Below are 25,448 nucleotides of genomic sequence, written 5' to 3'. Positions count from 1 at the left end.
GCCCTCGGGCGCCGATCGGCTCGAGACACGCGCCCGGGACGTCGCCCGGCTCGCGGCGCGGCGTCATGGCAGCGCCACGGCCGCGTAGGGGGCCAGGCCGAGCGCCAGCGGCGTGCCCGGCAGCGGCGTGGGGGGGTCCTGGCGCAGGTCCCAGGCCCGCAGGCCCGAGGCGCCGTGGGCGCGGTCGGCGAACCAGAGGGTGTCGCCGACGACCTCGAGGCTCTGCTCGATCGACTGCAGGCCCGCGGCGATCTCCACCAGCGGCTCGTCGCGGTCGAGCGCGGCGCGGAAGATCGCCACCTCGGCGAATTCGGCGCGGTAGGCGGCGAGGTAGATGTCGTCGCCGCCGGGGCCGAGGTCGAACGCCTGCGGCTGGCGGTAGTCGGTCAGCCCGGCCGCCTGCAGGCGGGTGTCGGCGACCGCCCACTCGGATGTCCCGGAGGACAGGTCGACGCGCTCGAGGCCGGTGGTCAGGACCAGCGCGGTGCGGCCCGAGGGGTCGGCGGGATCGAGGCGGAACTGCCGGGCCCAGGTGCCGCGCAGGGCCAGGCCCTGCGCGCCGGGGGCGGCCGGGTCGAGGTCGTGGACGGCGCCGCTGGCGAGGTCGATCGCGGCCAGGCGCGCCTGCAGCTCGTTCGGCACCAGGCTCCTGTCCTGGTCGACGCGGTCGACGGCGACGAACAGGACGCCGCCGCACAGCAGGACGTCGGAGGCCTCGGGGTTGCCGTCGGCGTCGGCCAGCGGGGTCAGATCGATCCTGCCCTCGAGGACAGGATCTGCGGCGTCGCCGAGGTCCCACACCTGCACCTCGGGGGCGCCGAACAGGCTGACGTAGCCGCGGCCGTCGGGGCCGACCACGAGCGCGTGCGGGTTGGCGCTGACGACCTCGGGGTCGCCGGCGACGATCGCCCGCTGGGCGAGCAGGCGGAAGCCGTCGTCGGGGTCGAGCACGTCGAGGGCGTCGAGGCCGTAGCGGTGCAGCACGTAGGCGAGGCCGCCGTACCAGAACGGCTTGGCGTCGGTGCTGCCGAGCGCGACGTCGGGCGCCACCGCGAGGTCCGCGAGGTCGACGGCGGAGACGCCCCCGGTGGCGAGGTCGGTGGTGGTGACGAGCAGGCGGGTCGGCGCCTGCGCCTCGCCGACACAGGCGCCGACCTGCTGCGGCCAGCCGGCGATCGGCGGCGGGGCGTCGGAGGGCGGGGGGCCCTGGCCGACCGGGGGACCGGCGGCGTCGCAGGCCGCGACCATTAGTACAAAGAGACAGGTGCGATTGGACATGTTCATGAGAACCTGTCTCTCAGGGCAAGGGGATGAAGGCCCACGGCGGGACGGCGGTCTCGAGGCCCTCGCTCACCAGCTCGGAGCCGGTGGCGATGTCCCACACGCGCACGCGGGGCCCGGCGGGGTCGGCGTCGCCGAACCACAGCTTGCCGCCGAGCTGCTCGAGCATGCGGTCGCCGGAGGTGAGGCCGCCGAACAGCTTGACCGGCTCGGCCGGCTCGGCGCCGTCGAGGCCGACCTGGAACACCGCGGCGCCCGGGAACTCGCCGTCGGTGGCGGTGATGAACACGGAGGCGCCGTCGGGCGCGACGGCGAAGGCCTGCGGGTCGAAGCCGTCGATGCCGGCCGCGGCCAGGACCTCGGGGGCGACCGCCCACTCGGATGTCCCACGGGTCAGGTCGACGCGCTCGACGCCGGAGGTCAGGACCAGCGCGGTGTGGCCGGCGGCGTCGGCGGGGTCGCGGCGGAGCTGCTTGGGGTAGGGGCCGAGGAGGCCGATCGCCTGGGCGCCCTCGGCCTCGGCGTCGAGGTCGAGGACGGCGCGCGCGTCGAGGTCGATCGCCACGAGGAAGCTCCGGTCGACCGGGACGAAGTCGACCAGGCGCTGGATGCCGACGAACAGCACGCGGCCGCAGGCGAGGGCGACGCCGGCCTCGGGGCTGCCGTCGTCGTCGGCGAACGGCGACAGATCGATCTCGCCCTGCAGCCAGGCCGCCGATTCGGCGGCGGAGAAGTCGTAGATCTGCACGGCCGGCGCGGTGAACAGCGGGACGTAGGCGAGGCCGTCGCCGGCGAAGGTGACGCCCTGCGGGTTGGGATCGGCCGAGGCCGCGTGGGTGACGTCGACCGAGCCGCGCAGCAGCCACTCGCCGGCGCGGTCGACCACGTCGATGCGGTTCTGGCCGAAGCGGTGGACCATGACCAGCCAGTCGGCGTGCGCGCCGAGGGCGGTGTCGGTGCTCGCCGGCAGGATGTCGGGCGTGACCACCATGTCGCCGGTGGCGACGCGGCCGAGCCCGGGCGCGGCGACGAAGTCGTTCGTCACCAGCGCCAGCTCGTCCGCGTGCTCGAGCCCGAAGTCGCACGGGGCGTCGAGCTCGAGCACGACGGGCGCATCACCTGTCGTCGGGGACATGTCCGTCGTGCCCTGTCCTTCAGTTTCAGTGCCGGTGTCGGTGTCGCTGTCGCCCTTGCCCGGGTTGCAGGCGGCGAGGGCGAGGGCGGTGGTGAGGAGGGCGGGGCGGCTCGTCATATGGGTCTTTCCGTGGTTCGCGGGCGGCGCGGCGGCTGGAGGTCGACGCGCAGGGTGGTCCAGAGGCTGGTGCCGGGGAGCGGGAAGAAGAAGAAGTCGCTGATCGGGACGGTGACCGCGGGGCTGCCGGCGACCGGCGGGTGCCAGGTGGCGACGCGCGCGCCGAGCAGGTTCCGCACCTCGGCGCCGAGGTGGATCCGCCCGAGCAGGTGCAGCTCGATGAAGGCGCCGAGGAGGGTGCGCGCGGGCACCTCGAAGCGGCCGCTGGGGTCGAGCCAGGTGCGCGCGGCGTGCTCGACGGTGACGCCGAGGCGCGGCGCGAACGCGAAGCCGCGCAGGTCGTAGGCGTGGCCGGCGGCGACCTGCACGAACAGCTCGTGGCGCGGGCGCCCGGGCAGCGGCTGGCCGCGCATCGACGGCTCGGCGCTGCCGTTGCGGGTGGCCAGCAAGGTGTAGTTGCCGCGCAGCTCGAGGTCGCCGCCGAGCAGGCGCAGCGCGGCGGCGGCCTCGAGGCCGGCGACGCGGGCGCGATCGAGGTTGGTCGGGCGGAGATAGGGGCCGGTCTGCGCCCACGCGATCAGGTCCTGCGACCAGGTGACGAACCCGGCGGCGTGGGCGTAGAGGCTGGTCCGGCCCGGCGCGGTGTCGACGACGAGGCCGGCGTCGAGGCCGGTGCCGCGCTCGGGCCGGAGGCCCTCGTTGCCGACGGCGTAGCCGCGATCGCCGAACAGCTCGACCAGGGTCGGCGGGCGGAAGTAGCGGCCGGCGCTGGCGCGCAGGCTGATACCTGGCCGAAGAGACATGCGCGCGCCGAGCCGCGGCGACACGCCGAGGCTGGTGTGGTCGCGGCCCTCGTCGCTCTGCTCGCCCGCGCCTGCGGGCACGGCGAAGCGGCTGCGCAGGACGTCGAGGCGCACGGCCGGGGCCAGCTGCAGCCGCCCGGCGAGCAGGCGCTGGTCGAGCTCGATGCCGAGGCCGCCGGCGACGCGTCGGCGGCGAGCGTCGCCGGTCGTGCCGAGGCCGCCCATCGAGGCGGCGCGCTCGTCGACGCCGACCAGCTCGCCGCGCACGTCGGCGACCAGGCCGATCTCGGCGCCGCGCCAGGCGGCGACCCGGCCGCGCGGCGAGGCGTAGAGGTCGAGGGCGCGGGTGCGCAGGTCGTCGCGGGCGAGGCCGATCTCGCCGACCGGATCGCGGAAGCGGACGTGCTCGGCGAGGACGCCGAGCACGCCCTCGACGTGTCCTTTCGACCATGTCCGGCGCACGCGCGCGACGGTGCGGGCCGACATGGTGGCGAGGCGGGTGTGACGCGCCTGGGCGCCGGTCGCCATGCTCGGCACGCCCTGCTCCTTGAAGAACAGCAGCTCCTGCACGCTGTAGCGCAGGCCGCCGGTCCGCCCGTGGAACGCGACCTGGGTCAGCAGGCGGTCGTAGCCGTTGTTGACGCGGCGGTCGAGGCGGTCGTCGCTCGGGTCGAGCGGGGTCTCGCCGATGTTGTGGAAGCGGAAGTCGCCGGCCGAGCCGGTGTAGCCGGCGCGCAGGTCGAGGCAGTGTGGCGCCGTGGATGTCGTTTTGGACATGTCCAGGCGGGCATGTCCTCTCGACCTGGTCCGCAGCGGGACGGTGGCGCCGACGCGGGCCTCGCGGGAGGCGAACGAGCCGGCGCCGACGCCGGCGCGCAGGCGCGGGTCGGGGTCGCAGCGCAGGTCGGAGCCGAGGTCGACGGCGCCGCCGAGGGCCGCGCCGCCGTAGGCGATCGGGACCAGGCCGCGGTAGATGGTGACCGCGCCGAGGGCGTCGAGCGGGAGGTCGGCGAGGTTGACGACGCCGCCGCTGCCGGACGACAGCGGCACGCCGTCGAGGAACAGCGCGACCTGCTGCGCCGACGAGCCGCGCAGCGACAGCGCCGAGAACTGACCGAGGCCGCCGAGGCTGCGCACGGTGGCGCCGGCCGAGCGCGCGAGGATCTCCGGCAGGCCGTCGGCCGAGCGCGCGCCGCGTTCGGCGGCCAGCTCGATCGCGGTATGGAAGCCGGGCCGCTGGGCGTCGAGCCGGCGCTGGGCGTCGAGGCCGTCGTCACGACCGGCGCGCACGACCGTGCGGTACGGCGAGGACGGCCCCGGCGCGCGCGCCGGCGGACGCGCCGTGGCGACGCTCGGGATCACCACGAGCGCCGCGACGGCAGCGCGCACGAGGCCGCGGAGGCCCGGTATGAGAGATGCGAGGGCGATGGCGAGTGAACTCCCGTCTCACCGGGCTCCGATCCGGAGCCCTCACGGCCGGCGGCCGTGAATGCGGATCGCGGGAGACAGGGGCCACGCCATGCGCGCCCGAGGTCGAACTCCCGCGACCTCCCGCCCGCAGAGCGGACGGACGTGGCACGCGGCAGGTCTCCTGGCTCACGGGTCATCCTCGACCGACGCCCTTCCCACGGCCTTCAGCCGCAGTGGGTCCCCTCGCGGGGTCGTCGGTCTCGTCGCCGTTCACAGTGGCGGGAGCCGCATCGGAATGGGCGCGCCCGACGTGAGTCGAGGCACCGCACCGATTTCCCTCTTCGAACCGGGCTGGAGATCCAGCCCGACCGCGTGCGCGGATGGCTTGTCAAGCAACGGGCCGCGGACCTGTTTTGCCCGCGACGAGGGCCTTAGTGCGCGATCGGGCGCGCGATTGTCAACGGCGCGATCGCGCGCTGACTCACACATTCCTCGCGTGCTTATCCCGGGCTGCCGGGGTTTTTTCGAATTGAGAAGCCCATAAAGAAAACGTAAGTTCCGAAACATGCTGCGCTCCTCGATCGCTCTCGCGCCTCTCCTCTGTCTGTCGGTCGCGCCCGCGTGCTCGGACGACCTCAGCGCCAACTCGGGTACGGAAGGGCCCGACACCGCCGGTGTGAGCGCCACCGACACCGATCCTCCCGGCGACACCACCACCGGCGAGCCGACGACCGGCGAGGCGTTCGAGCCGTTCCCGGCGCGCGGGGGGATCGTCATCGACCGCGTCGAGGCCAACTCCGGCGTGGCGGTGATGATCGGTAAGGACGGCGGCGAGGTCGCCGGAGCCGAGCGCGTGGCCTACTTGCCGGCGCGTCGCGACACCCTGGTCCGCGCCTACTTCAAGCTGCCCGCGGACTGGACCCCGCGCGAGATCGAGGCGCGGCTGCAGCTCTCCGGGGGCGGCGTCGACAAGGTCTACAAGAACATGCTGCTCGTCGAGAGCGACTCGCGCGACTCCGATCTCAAGAGCACCTTCTCCTTCGGGGTCAAGGCCGAGGACGTCCAACCTGGCCTCAAGTACAGCATCACGCTGTGGGAGACGGCGCCGGGGCAGGAGGACACGCCCGAGGGCGACGTGCCGCCGCAGGCGCCGCACAGCGGGGCGGCCTTCGTCGGCATCGAGAACACGGTCGCCAAGATGCGCGTGGTCCTCGTGCCGGTCGCCTACGACTACGGCGAGTGCCAGGCGACCGTCGACGGCGCCGAGGTCGAGGCCAAGTTCAAGTCGGCGCTGTTCCAGCAGAACGCGCTCGAGGAGCTCGAGTTCACCATCCACGCGCCGTACGCGGTGGGATTCGACATGACGGAGTACCAGGGCCTGTCGCGCCTCGTCAGCGAGATGAGCCAGCTGCGCACGGCCGAGGGCGCCGACCCGAACGTCTACTACTACGGCCTGTTCGACAACTGCGGCGCGTGCATCGGCGCCGGCGGCGGCACGCAGGCCGGCTGCACCGTCGGCCTCGCCGCCGACATCACCGGCGACAGCAAGTCCGACGCCTCGCGCCGCGCCGCCGCCGGTCAGATGATCGGCAAGCCCGAGGAGACCTTCGTCCACGAGATCGGGCACACGCAGGGCCGCCGCCACATCGAGTGCCCCGGCGGCAACTCGCAGGGCAACGACGGCACCTACCCGCACGACAACGGCATCATCGGCGTGTGGGGCTTCGGCATCCAGGACATCCGCCTGCGCCACCCGAGCACGCACTCCGATTACATGAGCTACTGCGGCTCGACGTGGGTGTCGGACTGGCAGTGGAACGCGACGTACCAGCGGATCCGGACCCTGAGCGCGTGGGACCTCGAGGGCGCGCCGGCGCCGGGCAGCGAGGGCCCGGGCGAGGGCGGGCTGCTCCTCGGCGCCATCGACGACGGCCAGGAGATGTGGTGGACCGCGCCCGGCTCGCTGCCGATCGACGCGCCCCGCAGCGCCACGCACACCGTCGAGTTCGAGTTCGCCGACGGCGTCGCGCCGGTGGCCGCTCAGGTCAGCGTCCGGCCGCACGGCACCACGCTCAACATCGTCGCGCCGCTGCCGGCCGACTTCGATCGGCGGCAGCTGCAGCGCCTCACCTTGCGCGCGCCCGAGGGCGCCAGCGAGGTCGCGCCGACGTCCGTGCGCTGGCTTCACGGTCCGGATCGTCTCAAGGCCGCCGAGTGAGTCGGCGACGGTCGGCCGCGGCGCGCGGAGTAGATCTCCCAGGCGCCGCCTGGCGCGCGGACCGCTCGCTGTCCGCACGCCGGTCCGGCGGTGATTTCCGGCCCGCGGATGCATTTGCGCGCCGGCTATCCAGGGGCGGGGAGTTGGGTTAGCCTGGGCCGACTGGAGTAAGCGGATGCTCGACTTCCCGATCGCAGAGCTCATCACCCCCGAGGAGCAGGTGGCTGTCGCCCGCGCCGTGGCGATCATGGCATCCCGCGACAATCAGGTCTCCGACAGCGAACGTCACTTCGTCGAGGAGCTGATGGGCCAGATGATGCTCCTGCCGGAGGAGCGCGACCTGGTCCGCCGCGAGTTCTCCCACCCGTCCGACCTGTCCAACGTGGCGCGGTCGGTCCAGCACCGCGAGGCGCGGATCTTCCTGTTCTACCAGGCGGTCTGCGCGGCCCTCGCCGACAACAAGATCGTCGACGGCGAGATGGAGGCGCTGCTGTTCCTGGCCGAGGCGTTCAACTTCCGCCGCGAGCACGCGACCGCCTTCATCGCCTGGGTCCGCGACACCCTCGACCTGCGCGAGCGCGGTCAGCAGCTCCTGATCGAGATGTGAGCCGCCGCAGATCCGGCCCCGGCGGCCCTTCCGGGCCCTCCGGCCGGGACTTGCGCCTTCGCCCCTCACCCCCCATACTCCGCCCCCCATGGCCCGCGTCACCGTCGAAGACTGCCTCGAGCTGATCCCCAACCGCTTCGCCCTCACGATCCTCGCCGCCCGTCGGGCCCGGGCGTTGCTCGAGGGCAAGGGCACCGCGCAGGTCGCCTGCGACAACAAGCAGGCCGTGACCGCGCTGCGCGAGATCGAGGGCGGCCAGGTCCGCTACGCCGAGCAGATCACCGGCGTGATGCTCGAGTACATCGAGGAGCAGCGGCAGAAGCTCAAGCTCACCAGCAACGACAACACCTTCCTCGAGGCCGCGGCCTTCAGCGTCATCGAGGGCGAGGAGGAGTCGGAAGAGGGTGACACGATCCCCGAGCTCACCGCCGACTTCGAGAAGGTGGGCATGGCCCCCGAGAGCACCGAGGGCGACGAGAACGTCGACGTCGAGGAGACCGAGACCGAGGCCGAGGAGGCCAGCGAGGAAGAGGAGGAGCTGGGCCCGGCGCCCGACCTCGACGACGCCGCCGGCCTCGAGGACCTCGACGACGCGGGCCTCGACGACGAGGAGCTCTCCGGCAGCGAGGGCGAAGAGGACGACGAGTAGGCGAGGACCTCCGGTGCGTCCGTCCGGCCCGAGCTCGCGCCGCAGCACTCGTTCGGTGCTCGTGGTGCTGCTCGGGCTCCTCGCTTTCGGCGGGTGCGTCGACAAGACCCCCCCGCCGCTGTGGCCCACGCCGCCGCCCCCGCCGATGGCCACGCCGATCGGCGTGCCCGACCGGCCTACGAGCGCCGGGGGCGGGCAGGGCAGCGAACATGAAGCCGCGCTCACCGAGGTCGTCGCGCCGGCACTCGCCGCGCCCGAGACCGCGGTCGTCGAGCCGGGGAAGCCGCCCGAGCAGCCCGGTGCGCTCGGTCCGTGGCAGCCCGGCCGCGCGCATCGCTGAGGCGCGCCGTCCGGCGTTTTGTGCTACCGATCCGGCGTTCTGCCATGACGCCGCCTTTTCGCAAGATCCTGGTCGCCAATCGCGGTGAGATCGCCCTGCGCGTGTTCCGGACCTGCGCCGAGCGAGGGATCGCCACGGTCGCCGTCTACAGCGACGCCGACCGCGACGCGCTGCACACCACCATGGCCGACGAGTCGGTGCACATCGGCGCGGCGCCGGCGGCCGAGAGTTACTTGCGCATCGACCGGATCCTCGCCGCCGCCAAGGCGACCGGGGCCGAGGCGATCCACCCCGGCTACGGCTTCCTCAGCGAGCGCGCCTACTTCGTCGAAGCCTGCCGCGAGGCGGGCGTCGTGTTCATCGGCCCGAGCGCGCACGCGATGAACGTGATGGGCGACAAGGCCGGCGCCCGCAAGGCCATGCGCGAGGCCGGCGTGCCGGTCGTGCCGGGCTTCGACGACATCGCCGACGCCGACCAGGCCGAGGCCGCTGCGCGCGAGATCGGCTTCCCGGTGATGCTCAAGGCCTCGGCGGGCGGCGGCGGCAAGGGCATGCGGATCGTGCACGACGCGGGCGAGCTGCGCCGCGCGTACGAGGGCGCCGCGCGCGAGGCCAAGGCCTCGTTCGGCGACGACCGGATGTTGATGGAGCGCGCGGTGCTCAGCGCTCGCCACGTCGAGATCCAGCTGATGGCCGACCAGTACGGCGAGACCGTCTACCTCAACGAGCGCGACTGCTCGGTCCAGCGCCGCCACCAGAAGGTCATCGAGGAGAGCCCCAGCCCGAGCCCGCAGATGACCCCCGCCGTGCGCCAGGCCATGGGCGAGGTCGCCGTGCGCGCCGCCAAGGCCGTCAACTACTGCGGCGCCGGCACCGTCGAGTTCCTGTTCGAAGAGACAGCCTCGGGCCCGCGCTTCTACTTCCTCGAGATGAACACGCGGCTGCAGGTCGAGCACCCGGTGACCGAGGCGACCTGCGGACGCGACCTCGTGTGGGATCAGATCCGCGTCGCCGCCGGACAGCCGCTCGGCTACAGCCAGGCCGACGTCGAGCTGCGCGGCCACGCCGTCGAGTGCCGCGTCTACGCCGAGGACCCGCGCAAGTTCTTGCCCTCGCCGGGCCAGGTCCGCCTGGTGCGCTGGCCCGTCGGCGCCAACCTGCGGATCGACACCGCCGTCGCCTCGGGCAGCGTCGTCTCGCGCTTCTACGACCCGATGATCGCCAAGATCACGGCCTGGGGCCCCGACCGCGCCGCGGCGCTGGCCCGCATGCGCGAGGCCCTGCGCGACACCGTCGTCCTCGGCATCGAGACCAACCTCGCGTTTCACCTGCGCTGCCTCGACGAGCCCGACTTCCTTGCGGGTGAATTCTCGACCCGCTACATCGACAAGCACCCCGACCTCGTCGCCGAACATGTGGCCGGCGACGCGGACGCACGGGCGATCGCCGCGGCCGCCGCGTTGCGGGCGAGCCAGTCGTTGACGCGTGGTGCGTCGACTCAAGGCGCCGAGCCCGACGTGTCCGCCTGGCGCCGCTCGGCCCGCTGGCGCGGCTGACGGCGCAGGATCTTCGTGCGCGTCGCGTGAGCTAGGCACGCGGCGACGGCGATGGATCCGGCCGCGCTTTTTTGCCATACCACGGCTCCGTGGCAAGCAGTCGCGGGAAGCACACCAAGTTCATCTTCGTCACGGGCGGCGTCGTTTCCTCGCTGGGCAAGGGTCTGTGCGCAGCGTCGATGGGCGCGCTGCTCGAGGCCCGCGGGCTCAACATCGGCCTGCAGAAGCTCGATCCGTACCTCAACGTCGACCCCGGGACGATGAACCCGACCCAGCACGGCGAGGTGTTCGTCACCGACGACGGCGCCGAGACCGACCTCGATCTGGGTCACTACGAGCGCTTCGTCTCGCACCGGATGTCGCGCCACAGCAATTATACTTCGGGACAGATCTACGAGTCGGTGATCCGCAAGGAGCGGCGCGGCGAGTACCTCGGGCAGACCGTCCAGGTCATCCCGCACGTCACCAACGAGATCCGCAGCTGCATCCTCGCCGCCGCCGAGGGGCTCGACCTCCTGATCGTCGAGATCGGCGGGACCGTCGGCGACATCGAGAGCCTCCCGTTCCTCGAGGCGATCCGGCAGCTGCGGCTGACGCTCGACCCGCGCGACACCGTGTTCGTCCACCTCACGCTGTTGCCGTTCATCCGCACCGCCGGCGAGCTCAAGACCAAGCCGACCCAGCACTCGGTGATGAAGATGCGGGAGATCGGCATCCAGCCCGACCTGCTGGTGTGTCGCTCGGAGCAGCCGATCAGCAAGGGCACGCGCGACAAGCTGGCGCTGTTCACCAACGTGCGCGCCGACAGCGTCATCTCGCTGCCCGACCAGGACATCATCTACAAGGTGCCGCTGGTGCTGCGGGCCGAGGGGCTCGACGACAAGATCTGCGAGATGCTCAACATCTGGAGCCGAGAGCCGCCGCTCGAGGAGTGGCGGCGGATCGTCGACACGCTCGAGCACCCGCAGCACCGCGTCTCGATCGGCATCGTCGGCAAGTACGTCGACCTGGCCGAGAGCTACAAGAGCCTGCACGAGGCGCTGGTCCACGGCGGCCTCGCCTGCAACGCCGCGGTCGACATCGTCTACGTCGACGCCGAGCAGATCCAGGCCTCGGGCGCCGAGGCCTTGCTCGGCGGGCTCGGCGGCGTGCTCGTGCCCGGGGGCTTCGGCTCGCGCGGCAGCGAGGGCAAGATCGCCGCGATCCGCTACGCCCGCGAGCGCAAGATCCCGTTCCTCGGCATCTGCCTCGGCATGCAGATGGCCGTCTGCGAGTTCGCGCGCCACGTCGCCGGCGTCGCGCGGGCGCACAGCACCGAGTTCGACCCCTCGCTCGACGGGGCCGTGATCGCGCTGATGGCCGAGCAGGAGGACGTGGCCGACAAGGGCGGGACCATGCGGCTCGGCGCCTACGACTGCGACCTCACGCCCGACAGCCTGGCCGCGCGGATCTACGGTCGCAGCCGGATCTCCGAGCGCCACCGTCACCGCTACGAGGTCAACAACCGCTATCGCGATCGGCTCGAGGCCAGCGGCCTCGTGCTGTCCGGACGCTCGCCTGACGGCACGCTCGTCGAGATGATCGAGCTGCCGCAAGACCGGCACCCGTTCTTCGTCGCCTGTCAATTCCACCCCGAGTTCAAGAGCCGGCCGACCGCGCCGCATCCGCTGTTTACGGCGTACATCGCCGCTTCTTTGCAGTACCAGCGCGAGCGCGCGTGAGGGCGGGGTCCCGTGAGGGGCCCGCGTGGCCCCCAAGCGGGAGACGGGCCGGCCATCGGGGACTGCGCTGGATCTCGCCGCCGCTCTTGCGGTGAAATGTCGCGGTGCCGTGGGTGCTTCCCGAGGTGGGTGCGGGGGGCACCCGGCCGGTCGCCGTTGGTTCCAGGAGTACGCTCTGCTAAAATTCCCGTTTAGCGAGGCGAGGGACCATGGCACTTCAGATGCGCCAAGACCTGCGGATGAGCACGCAGCTCGTGATGACGCCGCAGCTTCAGCAGGCGATCAAGCTGCTTCAGCTGTCCCGTCCCGAGCTGGTCGACCTGGTGCGCAGCGAGCTGATGGAGAACCCGCTGCTCGAGGAGGCGCACGAGATCGGCACCAGCGCCGAGGAGCCGGTGAGCTCGGTCGAGCTGCAGGACGCGGTCGACGCGCCGCAGCAGGAGCAGGCCTCTGCCGAGCCCGAGCGCAGCGCGCCCGAGGTCAAGGTCGACGAGGTCCCGAAGGAGGGCGCCGACTGGGAGGCCTACGCCGACTCGATGGAGTACTTGCCGTCCTCGGCGGGCACCGCGACGCGCACCAACAACGACGACGAGGAGGGGCCCTCGCTCGAGGCGACCCTGACGCGGGCCGAGACGCTGGCCGAGCACCTGATGTGGCAGGTGCGCCTGTCCAACTTCGGCGAGACCGGCGAGGACGTCGCCGAGTACATCGTCCGCTGCCTGTCGCCCGCCGGCTACTTGCAGGAGAGCGCGCCGCAGGTCGCCCGCAAGCTCGGCGTCTCGACGCTCAAGGTCGAGACGCTGGTGCGGAAGATCCAGCAGCTCGACCCGGTGGCGATCGGCTCGCGCAACCTCGCCGAGTGTTTGTGGGTGCAGGCCAACCACCCCGAGCACCCGGTCGAGGACCCGCTGGTGCGGGCGATCATCGCCAAGCACCTGCACAACCTCGAGATCCGCAACTACCAGGCGGTCGCGCGCGACACCGGCGAGGCGCTCGAGGAGGTCTACGAGGCGACGAAGGTGATCATGGGCATGGACCCGCGTCCTGCGCGGGCCTACGGCGTCGAGACGCCGCAGTACATCACGCCCGACGTCTACATCATCAAGGTCGGCGACGAGTTCGTGGTCAGCCTCAACGACGACGGCCTGCCGCGCCTGCGGATCAGCGGCCTCTACAAGGAGGCGGTGGGCGAGCACCCGAAGGCCAAGGAGTACATCCACGAGCGCATGCGCTCGGCGCAGTGGCTCATCCGCTCGATCCAGCAGCGCCAGCGCACGATCGTCAAGGTCACGCGCAGCATCCTCAAGTTCCAGCGCGAGTTCTTCGAGCGCGGCCCGCAGCACCTGCGGCCGCTCATCCTCAAGGATGTCGCCGAGGACATCGAGATGCACGAGTCCACGGTCTCGCGGGTCACGACCAACAAGTACGTGCACACCCCGCAGGGAATCTTCGAGCTCAAGTACTTCTTCAACGCCGGAATCAGCCGGACCACCGGCGACGACCTCGCCAGCGAGGCCGTCAAGGAGCGGATCAAGAAGCTCATCGACCAGGAGGACGAGGCTCATCCGTACAGTGATCAGCGGCTCGTCGAGCTCTTGCAGGAGGAAGGCATCGACATCGCCCGGCGGACGGTCGCCAAGTACCGCGAGCAACTCGGCGTGCTCTCGAGCGCGAAACGCCGTAAGCTGTTTTGAGCCCAATTTGCCTGGCCTTTCCCCGCCCTGCGGTCAGACAATCCCATGAAGCCGGCCACTGCCGGATCCAAACCCACCAAGAAGGTGCCCGATCGATGCAGACTCACTTCGTTTTTCGCCAGATGGAGTCTTCAACCGCCCTGCGCGGCTACGCCGAGGAGCGCCTCGAGAAGATCAAGCGCTACTTCTCCGAGCCGCTCCGGGTGAGCTGCACGTTCACCGTCGACAAGGTCATGCACATCGCCGCCTTCGACGTCACCCTGCGCAACGGCCTGCAGCTGCACGCGCAGGAGTCGACCGAGAACATGTACTCGTCGGTCGACATGGCGCTGGCCAAGATGGAGCGGCAGGTACGGCGCTACAAGGCGCGGATCAAGCACCACAAGAGCAATGAGGGCCGCACGGCCAAGGTCCGCCTCGGGGTCATCGCCGCCGAGAGCATGGTCGACCAGATCGTCGAGGAGGAGGACGCCGCCGCCGAGGCCGCCGCGACCGTCGCCGCCCTCAACAACGGCAACGGGCACGCCAAGCCCGAGGCGCGCCCCGTCATCATCCGCCAGACCGAGGTCACGACCGAGCGCATGACCGTCGACGGCGCCATCATGCAGATGAACCTGCTGCACAAGCAGTTCTACGTGTTCACCAACGCCGGCTCCGGCGAGATCAACGTCGTCTACGTGCGCGAGGACGGCAACTACGGCCTCATCGAGCCCAACGGCAGCGAGGCCGAGGCCGCCGTCGCGGCCACCTGAGGCCGGCCGTCGGCCCACGGGGCCCGAGGCTGGCCGCAAGGCCATTCGGGCCCGAGGCTGGCCTCACACGGCCCTCCGGACCTGAGGCTGGCTCACGGCCCTCCGGACCTGCTCCTCGTCGCACGGGCCCTCGGGACCGCACGCTCGCTTCCTCGACCGGTGGGTCGGAGCCGTCGGCGCCTGTCTCGAGGGCTCGCTCCTGCAGGGCGGCGCCTGCTAAACTGCGCCCACCATGCGCAGAGACGCCTCGATCGAGGTCGGCAAGTTCCTCGACGCCGCCGCCGAACCGCTCCAGTTGACCCTGCTGTCGGACTGGGGCGAGCTCGACCGCAAGATCGGCAGCATGCGGATCCAAAAGCCCGGGCTCGCGCTGTCGGGCTTCGTCAAGCACGTCTTCCCCGACCGGATCCAGGTCCTGGGGCTCACCGAGATCGACTACCTCCTGAGCCAGTCGCCGGAGCAGGCGCGGGCCGGCCTCGAGGCGTTCTGCAGCAAGCCGCTGTGCTGCCTGGCGATCTCCCGCGGCCTCGACCCGCCCGACTTCCTGATGGACGTCGCGCGCCGCCACGGCGTCCCCGTGCTGCGCAGCCCCTTGATGAGCTCGGTGTTCATCTCCCGGCTCACGCGCAAGCTCGAGGATCTGCTGTCGCCGCGGGCCACCATCCACGGCGTGCTGATCGACGTGCTCGGCGTCGGTCTGCTCTTGATCGGTCGCAGCGGCGTCGGCAAGAGCGAGGCGGCGCTCGACCTGATCCTCAAGGGTCACCGTCTGGTCGCCGACGACATCGTCGAGGTCACCGTGCGCCCGCCCGACACCGTGTGGGGCGCCGCGCTCGAGATGCACCAGCACCACATGGAGATCCGCGGCCTCGGGATCCTCAACATCACCCACCTGTTCGGCGTCGCTGCCGTGCGCGACAACAAGAAGATCGAGGTCGTCGTCGAGCTCAGCGAGGCGCAGGAGGAGGACTACGACCGCCTCGGCACCGAGCCGCAGGTGTGGCCGATCCTCGGGGTCGATGTCCCGCTGGCCAGGATCCCGCTGCGACCGGGGCGCAACATCGCCTCGCTGATCGAGGTCGTCGCCCGCAACCAGGTGCTGAAGTTCCGCGGCCACGACTCCGCGCGCGAGTTCCAGGAGAAGATCAACGCCCGGATCGCCGCCAGCGCCCGAGGCGTCAACATCCGCGGCCCGGACGTCCCGGTCGCGGCGCCGCGCGCGAGCTCAGGCGCCGTGCCGGTCCCCGAGGTCGAGTAGGTCGTGGAGCTGCTCGTCGTCACGGGCATGAGCGGGGCGGGCAAGTCGACCGCCCTCGCCGCGCTGGCCGACATCGGCTTCTACTGCGTCGACAACATCCCCGTGTTGTTGTTGCCGCAGCTCGTCGACGTGCTCGCCGCCGAGGAGGCCTCGCGGAGGATCGCCGTCGGCATCGACGCGCGCGAGGTCGGCCACCTCGGCGCCTTCGCCGGCGTGCACCTCCAGCTGGTCCAGGCCGGCCACCGCGTCGAGGTCCTGTTCCTCGACGCCCCCGACGACGTGCTCGTGCGTCGCTTCGCCGAGACACGCCGGCGCCACCCGCTCGGCGAGCTGCCCGACGCGATCACCGACGAGCGCGCGAGCCTGCGCTCGTTACGGGCCCGCACCACCGCCACCATCGACACCGGCGGCCTGCGGGCACGCGAGCTGCGGCAGATGATCCGCGACCGCTACAGCGCCGCCTCGGTGCTGCACCTCGTGCTGATGTCGTTCGGCTTCAAGACCGGCCTGCCGAGCTTCGCCGACCTCGTGTTCGACGTCCGCTTCCTCGCCAACCCCTACGATGTCGCCGCCCTGCGCCCGCGCACCGGCCTCGACGCCGAGGTGGCCGCCTTCGTGCTCGGCCAGACCGACGCCGGCGTGCTCCTCGACCACCTCGAGGGCCTGCTCCGATTCGTCGTCCCGCGCAGCGTGCGCGAAGGGCGCTCCTACCTCACCGTTGCGCTCGGCTGCACTGGCGGGCAGCATCGGAGCGTGGCCCTCACGGAAGCTCTCGCGCAAAGACTGACCGCGGGCGAGCTGCTGTCGCGGCCGCCGCCGCAGCTCATCATCCGCCACCGCGACCTCCCGGAAGCGGCGGCCAAGGAGACGGTTCATGCCTGAGGTCGGCATCGTCCTCGTGGGTCACGGACGCAGCGCCAGCGCCTTGCTCGAGGCTGCGCGCGGCGTGTGTGGAGAGTCCGGCCTCGCCGACGTCGTCGCCATCGACGCCGGTCGCGGCGAGACCGACGACCTGAAGAAGCGCATGCGCGCCGCGCTCGACGCCGTCGATCGCGGCGCCGGCGTCCTGATGATCGCCGACGCCTACGGCGCCAGCCCCTGCTCGTGCGGGATCCGCGAGGCGACCGCGCCGCCGGTGGTGCTCAGCGGGCTGAGTTTCAACATCCTCCTCAAGCTCGCCAGCCTCGATCGCAGCACGCTGTCCCCCGAGGAGCTCGCGCGCGCCTGCGTCGACTCCGCCAGGCGGGCCCTCGCCGTCCACGTTCCGTCGCCCGCGCCCGCCAAGGAGACCACCGCATGAGCAAGCAGATGCAGGGTGAGTTCGAGATCGTCAACAAGCTCGGCCTCCACGCCCGGGCCGCGAGCAAGCTGGTCAACCTCGCCAACAAGTTCAAGTCCGACGTCTGGATCGCGCGCGAGGGCACGGAGGTCAACGCCAAGAGCATCCTCGGCGTGCTCATGCTCGCCTGCGGCCAGGGGAGCCGTGTCATGCTTCGCGTCGAGGGGGCCGACGCCCCGCCGGCCTTCGACGCGCTGAGCAAGCTGATCAAGAGCGGATTCGGAGAGACGTGAACGACGGAGCGGAGAGCGCCGCATTTTCGGGTCTGTTCCGCCAGGCCGACCTCGGCCTGCGGCGCGAGATCGACGGCGCCGCGGCCAGCCCGGGCGTCGGCATCGGCCCGGCGTACGTCGTCGATCGCCGCCGCGTCCACGTCCTTCACCGCCACATCGAGCGCGACCTGGTCGAGGCCGAGATCGAGCGCTTGCACGAGGCGCTGCGCGCGTGCCGGCAGCAGATCGAGGTCGTCAAGAGCCGCCTCCCGCACGGTGAGCACCGCCAGATCTTGAAGGCGCAGCAGATGATCCTGCGCGACCCCGATCTGATCCAGCGCACCGAGACCTTGATCCGCGAGGAGCTGGCCAACGCCGAGTGGGCGCTCACCACCGTCACCGATCAGATCCTCGAGGTCCTCGGCAACGCCGACGACAACTACTTCCGCGAGCGCGGCAGCGACCTCACCTACCTGATCGAGAACGTCTTGCAGGCGCTGCTCGGCGAGCACGGCGACGAGATCGATCCGCCGCCTGGTTCGGTGGTCGTGGCCCAGGATCTCAGCCCCGCCGACACCGCGCGGATGCACCGCTGCCAGGTCGCCGGCCTCGTGACTGGCGTCGGCGGCAAGACCTCCCACAGTGCCATCATGGCGCGCTCGCTGCAGATCCCCGCGGTCGTCGGCGTCGACGACGTGCTGGCGGCGGTCGACGCCGGCGACCTCATCGTCGTGGACGCAGTCCGCGGCCGCATCATCGTCCGGCCCGGCCCCGAAGAGGTCGCTCACTTCCAGGCCGAGCGCGACCGCCACCTCGCGTTCGAGCAGAAGATCCGCAAGGAGCACGCCTTCCCCGCCGTCTCGCAGGACGGCCTGCACGTGCGCGTGCGCGCCAACATCGCCATCTCCGAGGAGCTCGACCTCGCGCTGCGCCACGGGGCCGAGGGCGTCGGCCTGTACCGCAGCGAGTACATGTTCATGAACCGCGACACCCTCCCGAGCGAGGAGGAGCACTACCGCATGGCGAAGCACGTCCTGCGGCGCTGCGCCCCCTACACGGTGGTGTTCCGCACCTTCGACCTCGGCGCCGACAAGCCGACCAAACTCCTCGAGCTCGAGGAGGAGCGCAACCCGGCGATGGGCATGCGTTCGCTGCGGCTCGCGCTGCGCGAGCGCGACATGTTCCTCGCCCAGCTGCGCGGCTTCCTGCGCGCCGGCGTGCACGGCCCGCTGGCGATCATGCTGCCGCTGGTCGGCGGCGTCGACGAGCTCGGCGCCGGTCTCGACGCGATCGAGGAGGCGCGCGACCAGCTGGCCACCGCCGGGGTCGCGCACGCCGACGACATCGACATCGGCGTCATGATCGAGACCCCGGCCGCCGCGCTGACCGCCGAGCACTTCGCGCGGCGCGTCGACTTCCTCAGCATCGGCACCAACGATCTCATTCAGTACACGCTGGCGATCGACCGCGAGAACGAGGCCGTCTCGTACCTCTACCAGCCGATGCACCCCGCGATCCTCCGCCTGATCAAGGAGGTCGCCGAGGCCGGCGCGCGCCACCACGTGCCCGTCAGCCTGTGCGGCGAGATGGCCGCCGACCCGCGCTACACCTGGGTCCTCCTCGGCCTCGGCGTCGCCGAGCTGTCGATGCACCCGAGCGCGATCCCCGTCATCAAGCACATCATCCGCTCGTCGAAGACCGACGACATGAAGGAGCTCGCCGAGCGCGTGCTCAAGGTCGACTCGGCCAGCGAGGCCGACGAGATGGTGCTGGCGGCCATGCGCGCGCGCTTCCCCGAGCACCTCCGCCACGGCTGCAGCGAAGGGGAGGGCGGGCCGTGAAGCCCCCGGGCTACCGGCCCGCGATCCCCGACCGCTCGCGGCTGGTGTCCCTCGACTTCGGCCGCCTCTACCTCCGTGACCTCGGCCCCGCCGGCGCGGCGGCCGGCCCGCCGCTGCTGCTGATCCACGGCCTCCTCGTGTTCGGCTACGCCTTCCGCGCCGTCGTCCCCGAGCTGGCCGGGACGCACCGCCTCTTGATCCCCGACCTGCCTGGCGCAGGCGACAGCGATCGTCCGCCGCCGGTGCACTGCGCCGGTTACAGCCCGACCTGGCTCGCGCGCGTCCTGCTCGCGCTGCTCGACGACCTCGGGCTCGAGCGGGTCGACGTGCTCGGCCACAGCTGGGGCGGCGCGATCGCCGTCTGCCTCGCCGACGCCGCCCCCGAGCGCGTGCGTCGCCTGATCCTCGCCGACGCCACCTGCTTCGCCATGCCGCTGCCGCTCGAGGGTCGCCTCGCGCTGGTCCCCGGCGTCGGCCCGTATGTCTTCAAGAACCTGTACCGAAGGGCAGCCCTCGCGCACTACCTCGCGCGCGCGCTGGCCGACCCGAGCCTGCTCGGCGACGACCACCTCGATCTCTACTGGGACCGACTCGCGCGCACCGGCGGGCGCGAGGCGGCCTACGCCATGTTGACCCAGCTGGCCAACGACGAGCGCATGGGCGCCATGTTGCCGCGGCTGCGCGCGCTGACGTGTGACACGCTCGTCATCTGGGGCGAGCGCGACGCCATCGTCCCGCGCGAGCACGCCGAGCGCCTGCGCGACGCCATCGCCGGCGCCGGTCTGGTGTGGATCGACGGCTGCGGCCACGCCGTCGCCGAGGAGCGTCCCGCGGCGGTGACGGCGCTGGTCCGACGGCACCTCGGCGCACCGGCCTGATACCATCCGAGGGTGTCCGCATCACCCCCCGGCCGCGCGCGCTGGTTCGCGTTGGGGTGCCTGTTGTGGCTCGCGCTGATCGCCGACGTCGCCCGCGCCGGCACCCGCGATCAGCGGTGGCGCACGCTCGAGACGGAGCACTTCGTCATCCACTACTACCAGGGCAGCGAGGTCGCGGCCGAGCGCGCGGCCGCCACGCTCGAGCGGGCCCACTCGCGGCTCGCGCCCGACCTCGGTCACAGCCCCTTCCTGCGCACGCAGGTCGTGATGACCGACGACACCGACTCGGCCAACGGCAGCGCCACCGTCGTCCCGTACGCGCACATCAACGGCAACGTCACCGCGCCCGAGTCGATGTCCGTGCTCGAGAGCTACGACGACTATCTCGACGTGCTGCTCACCCACGAGTACACGCACATCGTCCACATCGACACGATCCACGGCATCCCGCGCCTCGTCAACGCGATCCTCGGCTTCGGCGTGCTCGGCAAGGTGTGGCCGCCGAACGGCGCCCAGCCGCGGTGGTTCATCGAGGGCCTGGCGACCTACGAGGAGTCGCGCCTCAGCTCGCAGGGCCGCCACCGCTCGGCCCAGTTCGACACCATGTTGCGCATGCACGTGCTCGAGCACGGCTTCCAGCCGATCGACCGCGTGTCCTCGCCCGGCACGGTGTTCCCCAACGTCACCACCGTCTACCTCTACGGCCTCCACCTCGTCGACTACATCGGCACGCACTACGGCCACGACAAGCTGCGCGAGCTCAGCCACACCTACGGCGGCCAGGCCGTGCCGTACGGCATCCACCGCGCCTGCGAGAAGGTCCTCGGCATCACCTTCGAGCAGCTGTGGAAGGAGTTCGAGCTCGACACCACGCGCCGCTTCCAGGCCCAGGCGCGGGCGATCCGGGGCAGGGGGATCCGCGAGGGCCGGCGCCTCACCTACACCGTCTCGGCCGAGGCCAGCAACGCGTTCACGCGCCGGCCCTTCTGGTCCGACGACGACAGCAAGATCTATTTCTACGACGACGACGGCCACTCGAACCCGGGGATCCGGCGGATCTCGAGCCGTGGCGGACGGATCCGCGAGGGCGTCGGCGTCGGCCGCCAGGGCCAGAGCACCGACATCGAGCGCGTCCTCGAGGTCCAGGGCTCGACCTCCGGCTCGTTCCTGCCTGGCGGAAAGGACATCGTCTTCGAGCAGTACAGCCGCCACGACCTCCGCTACGCGTGGAACGACCTGTACCTGTGGCACGGCGAGCACGGGGCGCCCAACGCCCGCCAGGGCCCGGCCGACGTCGAGCAGCTGACCTTCGGCCTGCGCGCCCGCGACGCCATGGTCGCGCCCGACGGCCGCAGCGTCGTGTTCGTGCGCAACGACGCCGCCCAGTCGCGCCTCGCCTTCCTCGACCTGCACACGCGCGAGGTCACCGAGATCGCGCCCGTCGAGCGGACGCAGCAGGTCTACACCCCGCGCTGGTCGCCCGACGGCAAGAAGGTCGCCTACTCGATGCACCGCGCCGGTGGTTACCGCGACCTCTACGTCTACGACCGCGAGGCCGGCACGCACACGCGCATGACCGCCGACCGCTGGATCGACACCACCCCCGCGTACTCGCCCGACGGCCGCTGGCTGCTGTTCTCGTCCGACCGCGACCGCGTCATCAACGTCTACGCCATCGACCTCGCCACCGGTCGCACGTGGCAGATCACCAACGTCCTCGGCGCCGCCTTCGACGCCGTCGTCAGCCACGACGGCACGCGGATCGCCTACATCGGCGCGAGCTCGACCGGATATGACCTTTGGGTCATGAAGTTCGACCCCGCGAGCTTCCTCGAGCCGCTGCCGGTCGTCGACGACCTGCCCGTCGCCGACGAGCCGAACCCGCCGCTGCCGGGGGACCGCGGGCGCCCGAGCACCGCCCGCAGCAAGCGCTACCGACCGATCCGCACCATGTACCCGCGGGCGATCGCCCCGGCCTCGCTCGACTTCGGCGGCGCCGGCCAGGGCCTCGAGCTCGGGGTCAAGCTCGAGCTCGCCGACGTCGTCGGCTACCACCGCCTCACCGGGACCTTCCGTCAGTTCATCGCCTACAACCAGCCGACCGGCTCGGTCGAGTACACCTTCGCCCGCTTCGTGCCGACCTTCCGCCTCGGCTTCCGCCGCGACTTCCGGATCCACGACAACGCCCAGCGCTACAGCTACGACAACATCTCGCCCGACGGCAGCTTCCAGCCGTACCTGCAGTCGGGCTACCGCGAGCGACAGACGGCGGTGCGCGTCGGCGTCGACGTGCCGATCATCCGCCACGCGATCCACAGCGCCAGCGCCAGCCTCGACTACGTGTTCACCCGCTTCCGCGACCTCGACCGCGACCGCGAGCGCCTCGACCCGAACGCGCCCGCGAGCACCCCGCCGGCCGCCGGCGACCTCGGGCGCGTCGACCTCGAGCTGCGCTACAGCAACCTCCGCGCCGTCCGCTACGGCTACGCCGAGGAGACCGGGCGCGCCGCCTCCGTGCGCCTGTCGGTCGTCGACCCGCACTTCGGCGGCGAGTACGGCGACATCCAGGTCGGCGCCGCCTACACCGAGCGGATCCGCATGCCCTGGCGCGGCCACCAGGTGCTGGCGCTGCGCCTCGGCGGCGGCGCCTCGGCGGGCGGCCTCGGCCGGCTCGGCGGCTTCCGCCTCGGCGGCCTGCGCGACCAGCCCGACGTCATCCAGTCGTTCCTCCGCCGCGAGGCTTTCGGCGAGGCCGGCTACTTGCGCGGCTTCGCCTGGCGCTCGCTGCCCGGCGACTACTACGCCGTGCTCAACACCGAGTACCGCACGCCTCTGGTCGACGTCGAGCGGGGCATGAGCGCCCTGCCGCTCTACCTGCGCCGCCTGACGATGATCCCGTTCGCGGACGTCGGCGTCGCCTGGACCGAGCGCCTCGACCGCGAGGCGCTGCGCTGGAGCCTCGGCATGTCGCTCGTGTTCAGCTTCCGGATCGGCTACCGCGAGACCATCGACCTGTTCTTCACCTACGCCCACGGCTTCGCCCAGCGCGGCGACGTCAACTACCTCCGCGCCCTGATCGCCCGCAGTTTTTGACATGCTCCTGAGAGCATGCTCGCAAGGACATGTCCTTCGCGGCCAATACGAAAGGCCATGCCCTCATGGACATGGCCTTTCGAACACAGACCTTGAGTCAGGGTCGCAGCGCCGCGCCGGCCGGGTCGTCGAGCACGCTGGGCAGGCCCGAGCTCGCCGGCGCCTCGTCGGCGCGGCGGGCGGGCGAGTGGGCCAGCGGCCGCTGCGGGACCGGCTCCCCGTCCTCGCGTGCCTGCGCGGGCGCGGGCGGTTCGGGCGCGACGGGGGCGGGCGCGGGCGCGGTAGCGATCACCGGCGCGGGCGCGGCCGGCGGCGCCGCCTCGATCTTCTTCTGCACCGGGAACCGCAGCGGCTGGTCGGGGACGGGCAGGGGGGACAGCGAATCGCCGCGGCCCTGCCAGCGGCTCAGCGCCGCCATCACCCGCTCGTCGCGGCTCTCGGCCAGCTCGCCGCGCGGCACCCCGTCGGGCCCGCCGAGCAGCTCGCCGACGATCAGCTCGGTCACCAGGTCGGCCGGGTCGTCGGCCGCGTGGTCGAGCATCCGGCCCTCGTAGCGCGGGCGGTCGCGATCGATCGCCGCCGCAGCCGTGGCCCCGCGGATGCTCGCCACCGGGTCGCGCAGGCCGACCTCGATCGAGTCGGCGTGCCCGCGGCGCACGCGGAGCCCGGCGACCAGGGCCCGCACGCGCGGGTCGAGCCCCGGCTCCGCCCACAGCGTCCGCAGCAGGTTGTCGTACGCCTGCGGGTCGGCGGCCGCGAGGCGCGAGCGGGCGGCCAGCGCGTAGTCGCCGAGCGGGCGGAACACCAGGTCCTCGCCGTGCTCGACGGCGACGCTGCGGTCGCGGATCGCCGCCTCGACTTCGCGCCCGTCGAGCTTGACCAGCGCGCACGCACCGGCCGGCGTCGTCGCCAGCCAGGTCCACACGTGCGCGCGCAAGGTCGGCGAGTCGGCCTGCAGCAGGGTGGCGATCGCCGCCGGGGTCGCGGCGGCCAGCACCTTGTCGACGCGGCTCAGCTCGCGCTCGGTCAGCAGGTCGACCGCCTGCGCCGAGGCCAGCGACGCCAGCGACTTGCGCGACAGGCCCGAGCGGCGGATCGCCTCCTCGGTCGGCAGCGTGCCCTCGCGCCCCACCTGGCGCGGCTCCGGCTCGGCCTCGTCCGCCGCCGTCTCGAAGAAGTAGGCCATGTCGGCCCACGAAAACTCGCGCAGCGTCGCCCGCGTGCGGTCGAACTGCAGCGCCGGCGCCGCGCCCAGCCCGGCCGCGCAGCTGCTCGTCGCACTCGGCCGCGGCCCGCTGACCGTCGCCAGGAATTCGTCCTCGTCCTGGCTGTCCTTTCGGCGCTGTTTCTTCGGACCGGTCTTTTTCACCATGTCGGAAGAGGCAGCCATCTGCGCGGCCGCCGATGCCTCCGCGTGCGTCGGCTCGCTCGCCGGGGCGGAGATCGGCTCGCGCGTGACCACGGCCGGGGTCTGGCGACCGGACTTCGCCGCGAGTCCGGCCCGCGGCTCGCTCTCGACCGCCGCGCCGTGGACCTCGGCGCGCGGGCCTCCGTTGCGCGCGCCGCTCCTCTCGTCCGCGCGCCCGTCGTTCCGGGTCGTCGGCAGCGGGCGCGCCGCCTCGTCGCGCGGGCTCGCCTCGGCCGAGCGGGTCGGGCGGGCCGTCGCCGGCTTGCGCTTGCGGTACAGCTCGCGCAGCGCCGCCGCGTCGCGGCCGTCGATCACGTCGCTGCGCTTGCCCGCCGCGGCGCGCTTGCCCGCCGGCGTGCGGCCGTCGATCACGTCCGGCCGCTTGCTCCCGGCCGGCGCGGCGGCGCGTGGCCCGTTCGCCGGTCCGGCGCTCGCAGCGGTCGTGCTCGAGCGCACATGCTTCGCGCCCGCCGTGGCACCTGGCTTTTTCACCATGTCCTCACGGCCAGCCGCCGGCGTCGACGCGGCCGGGCGGCTCGGCGCCGGGCGCGTCGACTTCGCGTCCGTACGACCGGAGGGGGCCGCCGCGGCGCGATGTGCGGATCCGCCCGTCGCGGAGGACGCCGCGGAGGCCGGAGGCGCGAACAGGGCCGCGAGCAGGGCGGCGCAGACGAACAGCGACGGACGGGCGGACATTGGCCGGACCCTACGAGTCCGGGCGGCGGAGGGCAAAAAAAGGGCGGGGCGCCGAGACAACCGCCGCGGTGCGCGCGGCGCGGCGCTGGCGTACAATCGCGCCGCCGATGATGCATATGCCTGCGCTCGATCCAGACCAGACCTCTGTCCGTAAGGAGAGCCGCCATGGCTGAGGCGGGCGACCGGTTCGGGCTCGTCGGCACCCTCGTCGCCGACAAGTACTTCATCGAGAGGGTCGTCGGCGAGGGCGGCTTCGGCATCGTCTACCGGGCCGTCCACCGGATCTGGGACGAGCCGGTGGCGGTCAAGTGCTTCACGGCGCTGTCGAACGCCCCCGTCGAGATGCGCGAGGAGCTGCTCGAGCAGTTCGTCCGCGAGGGCAAGCTGCTGACCGCGCTGTCGAGCCGGACCACCGGCATCGTCCAGGCCCGCGACATCGG

General features: G+C 72.0%; 19 protein-coding genes, 1 pseudogene and 1 riboswitch. Of the genes and pseudogenes, 16 read left to right on the top strand and 4 right to left on the bottom strand.

Annotated elements, in window-relative coordinates; all coding sequences use genetic code 11:
• Positions 1–63: 63 nt before the first annotated feature.
• The 3 genes from K7C98_RS28635 to K7C98_RS28625 are packed head-to-tail and all read right to left on the bottom strand — an operon-like array spanning position 64 to position 4,725.
• Positions 64–1,248 (bottom strand): hypothetical protein, encoded by a 1,185-nt coding sequence (locus tag K7C98_RS28635; protein ID WP_224194969.1) that lies wholly within the window; start codon positions 1,246–1,248, stop codon positions 64–66.
• Positions 1,249–1,297: 49 nt separating this feature from the next.
• Positions 1,298–2,533: a hypothetical protein gene (locus tag K7C98_RS28630; protein ID WP_224194968.1), complete on the bottom strand. Its 1,236-nt coding sequence runs from the start codon at positions 2,531–2,533 to the stop codon at positions 1,298–1,300.
• On the bottom strand, positions 2,530–4,725 hold the full coding sequence (locus K7C98_RS28625) for a TonB-dependent receptor plug domain-containing protein (RefSeq protein WP_224194967.1): 2,196 nt from the start codon (positions 4,723–4,725) through the stop codon (positions 2,530–2,532). Before K7C98_RS28625 ends, K7C98_RS28630 begins: the two co-directional genes overlap by 4 nt.
• 175 nt (positions 4,726–4,900) lie before the next feature.
• Positions 4,901–5,134, bottom strand: a riboswitch (cobalamin riboswitch).
• A 177-nt stretch (positions 5,135–5,311) separates the two neighbouring features.
• On the opposite strand from K7C98_RS28625, the gene K7C98_RS28620 reads away from it, so the two are divergent.
• The 15 genes from K7C98_RS28620 to K7C98_RS28550 all read left to right on the top strand — a co-directional run bounded on the left by K7C98_RS28620 (position 5,312) and on the right by K7C98_RS28550 (position 22,904).
• Entirely contained in the window at positions 5,312–6,964 is a 1,653-nt protein-coding gene (locus K7C98_RS28620; RefSeq protein ID WP_224194966.1) for a hypothetical protein, read from the top strand.
• Between the two features lie 175 nt (positions 6,965–7,139).
• Complete coding sequence (locus K7C98_RS28615; protein WP_224194965.1) at positions 7,140–7,571, top strand: DUF533 domain-containing protein; 432 nt, start codon at positions 7,140–7,142, stop codon at positions 7,569–7,571.
• Between the two features lie 88 nt (positions 7,572–7,659).
• The gene (gene rpoZ / locus K7C98_RS45545) at positions 7,660–8,220 is read left to right on the top strand and encodes a DNA-directed RNA polymerase subunit omega (protein WP_276572717.1); all 561 of its coding nucleotides are present in this window, start codon (positions 7,660–7,662) and stop codon (positions 8,218–8,220) included.
• A 13-nt stretch (positions 8,221–8,233) separates the two neighbouring features.
• Positions 8,234–8,560, top strand: a complete 327-nt coding sequence (locus tag K7C98_RS28605; protein ID WP_224194964.1) for a hypothetical protein — start codon at positions 8,234–8,236, stop codon at positions 8,558–8,560.
• A 44-nt stretch (positions 8,561–8,604) separates the two neighbouring features.
• Positions 8,605–10,116: an acetyl-CoA carboxylase biotin carboxylase subunit gene (locus K7C98_RS28600; protein WP_224194963.1), complete on the top strand. Its 1,512-nt coding sequence runs from the start codon at positions 8,605–8,607 to the stop codon at positions 10,114–10,116.
• An 89-nt stretch (positions 10,117–10,205) separates the two neighbouring features.
• Complete coding sequence (locus K7C98_RS28595; protein WP_224194962.1) at positions 10,206–11,837, top strand: CTP synthase; 1,632 nt, start codon at positions 10,206–10,208, stop codon at positions 11,835–11,837.
• Between the two features lie 221 nt (positions 11,838–12,058).
• On the top strand, positions 12,059–13,531 hold the full coding sequence (gene rpoN / locus K7C98_RS28590) for an RNA polymerase factor sigma-54 (RefSeq protein WP_224194961.1): 1,473 nt from the start codon (positions 12,059–12,061) through the stop codon (positions 13,529–13,531).
• A gap of 95 nt (positions 13,532–13,626) precedes the next feature.
• Complete coding sequence (hpf, locus tag K7C98_RS28585) at positions 13,627–14,283, top strand: ribosome hibernation-promoting factor, HPF/YfiA family (RefSeq protein ID WP_224194960.1); 657 nt, start codon at positions 13,627–13,629, stop codon at positions 14,281–14,283.
• A gap of 232 nt (positions 14,284–14,515) precedes the next feature.
• Positions 14,516–15,541: an HPr(Ser) kinase/phosphatase gene (hprK, locus tag K7C98_RS28580; protein ID WP_224194959.1), complete on the top strand. Its 1,026-nt coding sequence runs from the start codon at positions 14,516–14,518 to the stop codon at positions 15,539–15,541.
• A 3-nt stretch (positions 15,542–15,544) separates the two neighbouring features.
• A complete protein-coding gene (gene rapZ, locus K7C98_RS28575) occupies positions 15,545–16,423 on the top strand; it encodes an RNase adapter RapZ (protein WP_224194958.1) in 879 nt (292 codons plus the stop codon).
• Positions 16,416–16,841 carry a PTS sugar transporter subunit IIA gene (locus K7C98_RS28570; RefSeq protein ID WP_224194957.1) on the top strand — a complete coding sequence of 142 codons (426 nt, stop codon included), beginning with the start codon at positions 16,416–16,418 and terminating at the stop codon, positions 16,839–16,841. The genes rapZ and K7C98_RS28570 overlap by 8 nt, the downstream gene beginning before the upstream one ends.
• Complete coding sequence (locus tag K7C98_RS28565) at positions 16,838–17,113, top strand: HPr family phosphocarrier protein (protein ID WP_224194956.1); 276 nt, start codon at positions 16,838–16,840, stop codon at positions 17,111–17,113. The genes K7C98_RS28570 and K7C98_RS28565 overlap by 4 nt, the downstream gene beginning before the upstream one ends.
• Positions 17,110–18,933: a phosphoenolpyruvate--protein phosphotransferase gene (ptsP, locus tag K7C98_RS28560; protein ID WP_224194955.1), complete on the top strand. Its 1,824-nt coding sequence runs from the start codon at positions 17,110–17,112 to the stop codon at positions 18,931–18,933. Before K7C98_RS28565 ends, ptsP begins: the two co-directional genes overlap by 4 nt.
• Positions 18,930–19,811, top strand: a complete 882-nt coding sequence (locus K7C98_RS28555) for an alpha/beta fold hydrolase (RefSeq protein WP_224194954.1) — start codon at positions 18,930–18,932, stop codon at positions 19,809–19,811. Before ptsP ends, K7C98_RS28555 begins: the two co-directional genes overlap by 4 nt.
• Positions 19,812–19,823: 12 nt before the next feature.
• Positions 19,824–22,904 carry a hypothetical protein gene (locus K7C98_RS28550; RefSeq protein ID WP_224194953.1) on the top strand — a complete coding sequence of 1,027 codons (3,081 nt, stop codon included), beginning with the start codon at positions 19,824–19,826 and terminating at the stop codon, positions 22,902–22,904.
• 97 nt (positions 22,905–23,001) lie between these two features.
• Here the strand turns inward: K7C98_RS28550 and K7C98_RS28545 are convergent, their stop codons facing one another.
• Positions 23,002–24,684, bottom strand: coding sequence for a hypothetical protein (locus K7C98_RS28545; protein WP_224194952.1), 1,683 nt, complete (start codon positions 24,682–24,684; stop codon positions 23,002–23,004).
• Positions 24,685–25,173: 489 nt separating this feature from the next.
• Between K7C98_RS28545 and K7C98_RS28540 the strand changes: the two are divergent.
• A pseudogene (locus K7C98_RS28540) lies at positions 25,174–25,448 on the top strand (bifunctional serine/threonine-protein kinase/formylglycine-generating enzyme family protein); the annotation flags it as partial.

This window comes from Nannocystis pusilla (assembly GCF_020073745.1).
Taxonomy (GTDB): Bacteria; Myxococcota_A; Polyangia; order Nannocystales; family Nannocystaceae; genus Nannocystis; species Nannocystis radixulma.
The sequence above is the reverse complement of the archived record's forward strand: the minus strand, read 5'-3'. Positions and strand labels throughout refer to the sequence as shown.

What these genes read in the sequence shown, in the direction of transcription:
- K7C98_RS28630 (WP_224194968.1), bottom strand. Translation starts at nt 2,533, where the DNA reads ATGACGAGCCGCCCCGCCCTCCTCACCACCGCCCTCGCCCTCGCCGCC.
- hpf (WP_224194960.1), top strand. Translation starts at nt 13,627, where the DNA reads ATGCAGACTCACTTCGTTTTTCGCCAGATGGAGTCTTCAACCGCCCTG.
- rpoZ (WP_276572717.1), top strand. Translation starts at nt 7,660, where the DNA reads ATGGCCCGCGTCACCGTCGAAGACTGCCTCGAGCTGATCCCCAACCGC.
- K7C98_RS28600 (WP_224194963.1), top strand. Translation starts at nt 8,605, where the DNA reads ATGACGCCGCCTTTTCGCAAGATCCTGGTCGCCAATCGCGGTGAGATC.
- K7C98_RS28570 (WP_224194957.1), top strand. Translation starts at nt 16,416, where the DNA reads ATGCCTGAGGTCGGCATCGTCCTCGTGGGTCACGGACGCAGCGCCAGC.
- K7C98_RS28615 (WP_224194965.1), top strand. Translation starts at nt 7,140, where the DNA reads ATGCTCGACTTCCCGATCGCAGAGCTCATCACCCCCGAGGAGCAGGTG.
- hprK (WP_224194959.1), top strand. Translation starts at nt 14,516, where the DNA reads ATGCGCAGAGACGCCTCGATCGAGGTCGGCAAGTTCCTCGACGCCGCC.
- K7C98_RS28565 (WP_224194956.1), top strand. Translation starts at nt 16,838, where the DNA reads ATGAGCAAGCAGATGCAGGGTGAGTTCGAGATCGTCAACAAGCTCGGC.
- rpoN (WP_224194961.1), top strand. Translation starts at nt 12,059, where the DNA reads ATGCGCCAAGACCTGCGGATGAGCACGCAGCTCGTGATGACGCCGCAG.
- K7C98_RS28635 (WP_224194969.1), bottom strand. Translation starts at nt 1,248, where the DNA reads ATGGTCGCGGCCTGCGACGCCGCCGGTCCCCCGGTCGGCCAGGGCCCC.
- K7C98_RS28620 (WP_224194966.1), top strand. Translation starts at nt 5,312, where the DNA reads ATGCTGCGCTCCTCGATCGCTCTCGCGCCTCTCCTCTGTCTGTCGGTC.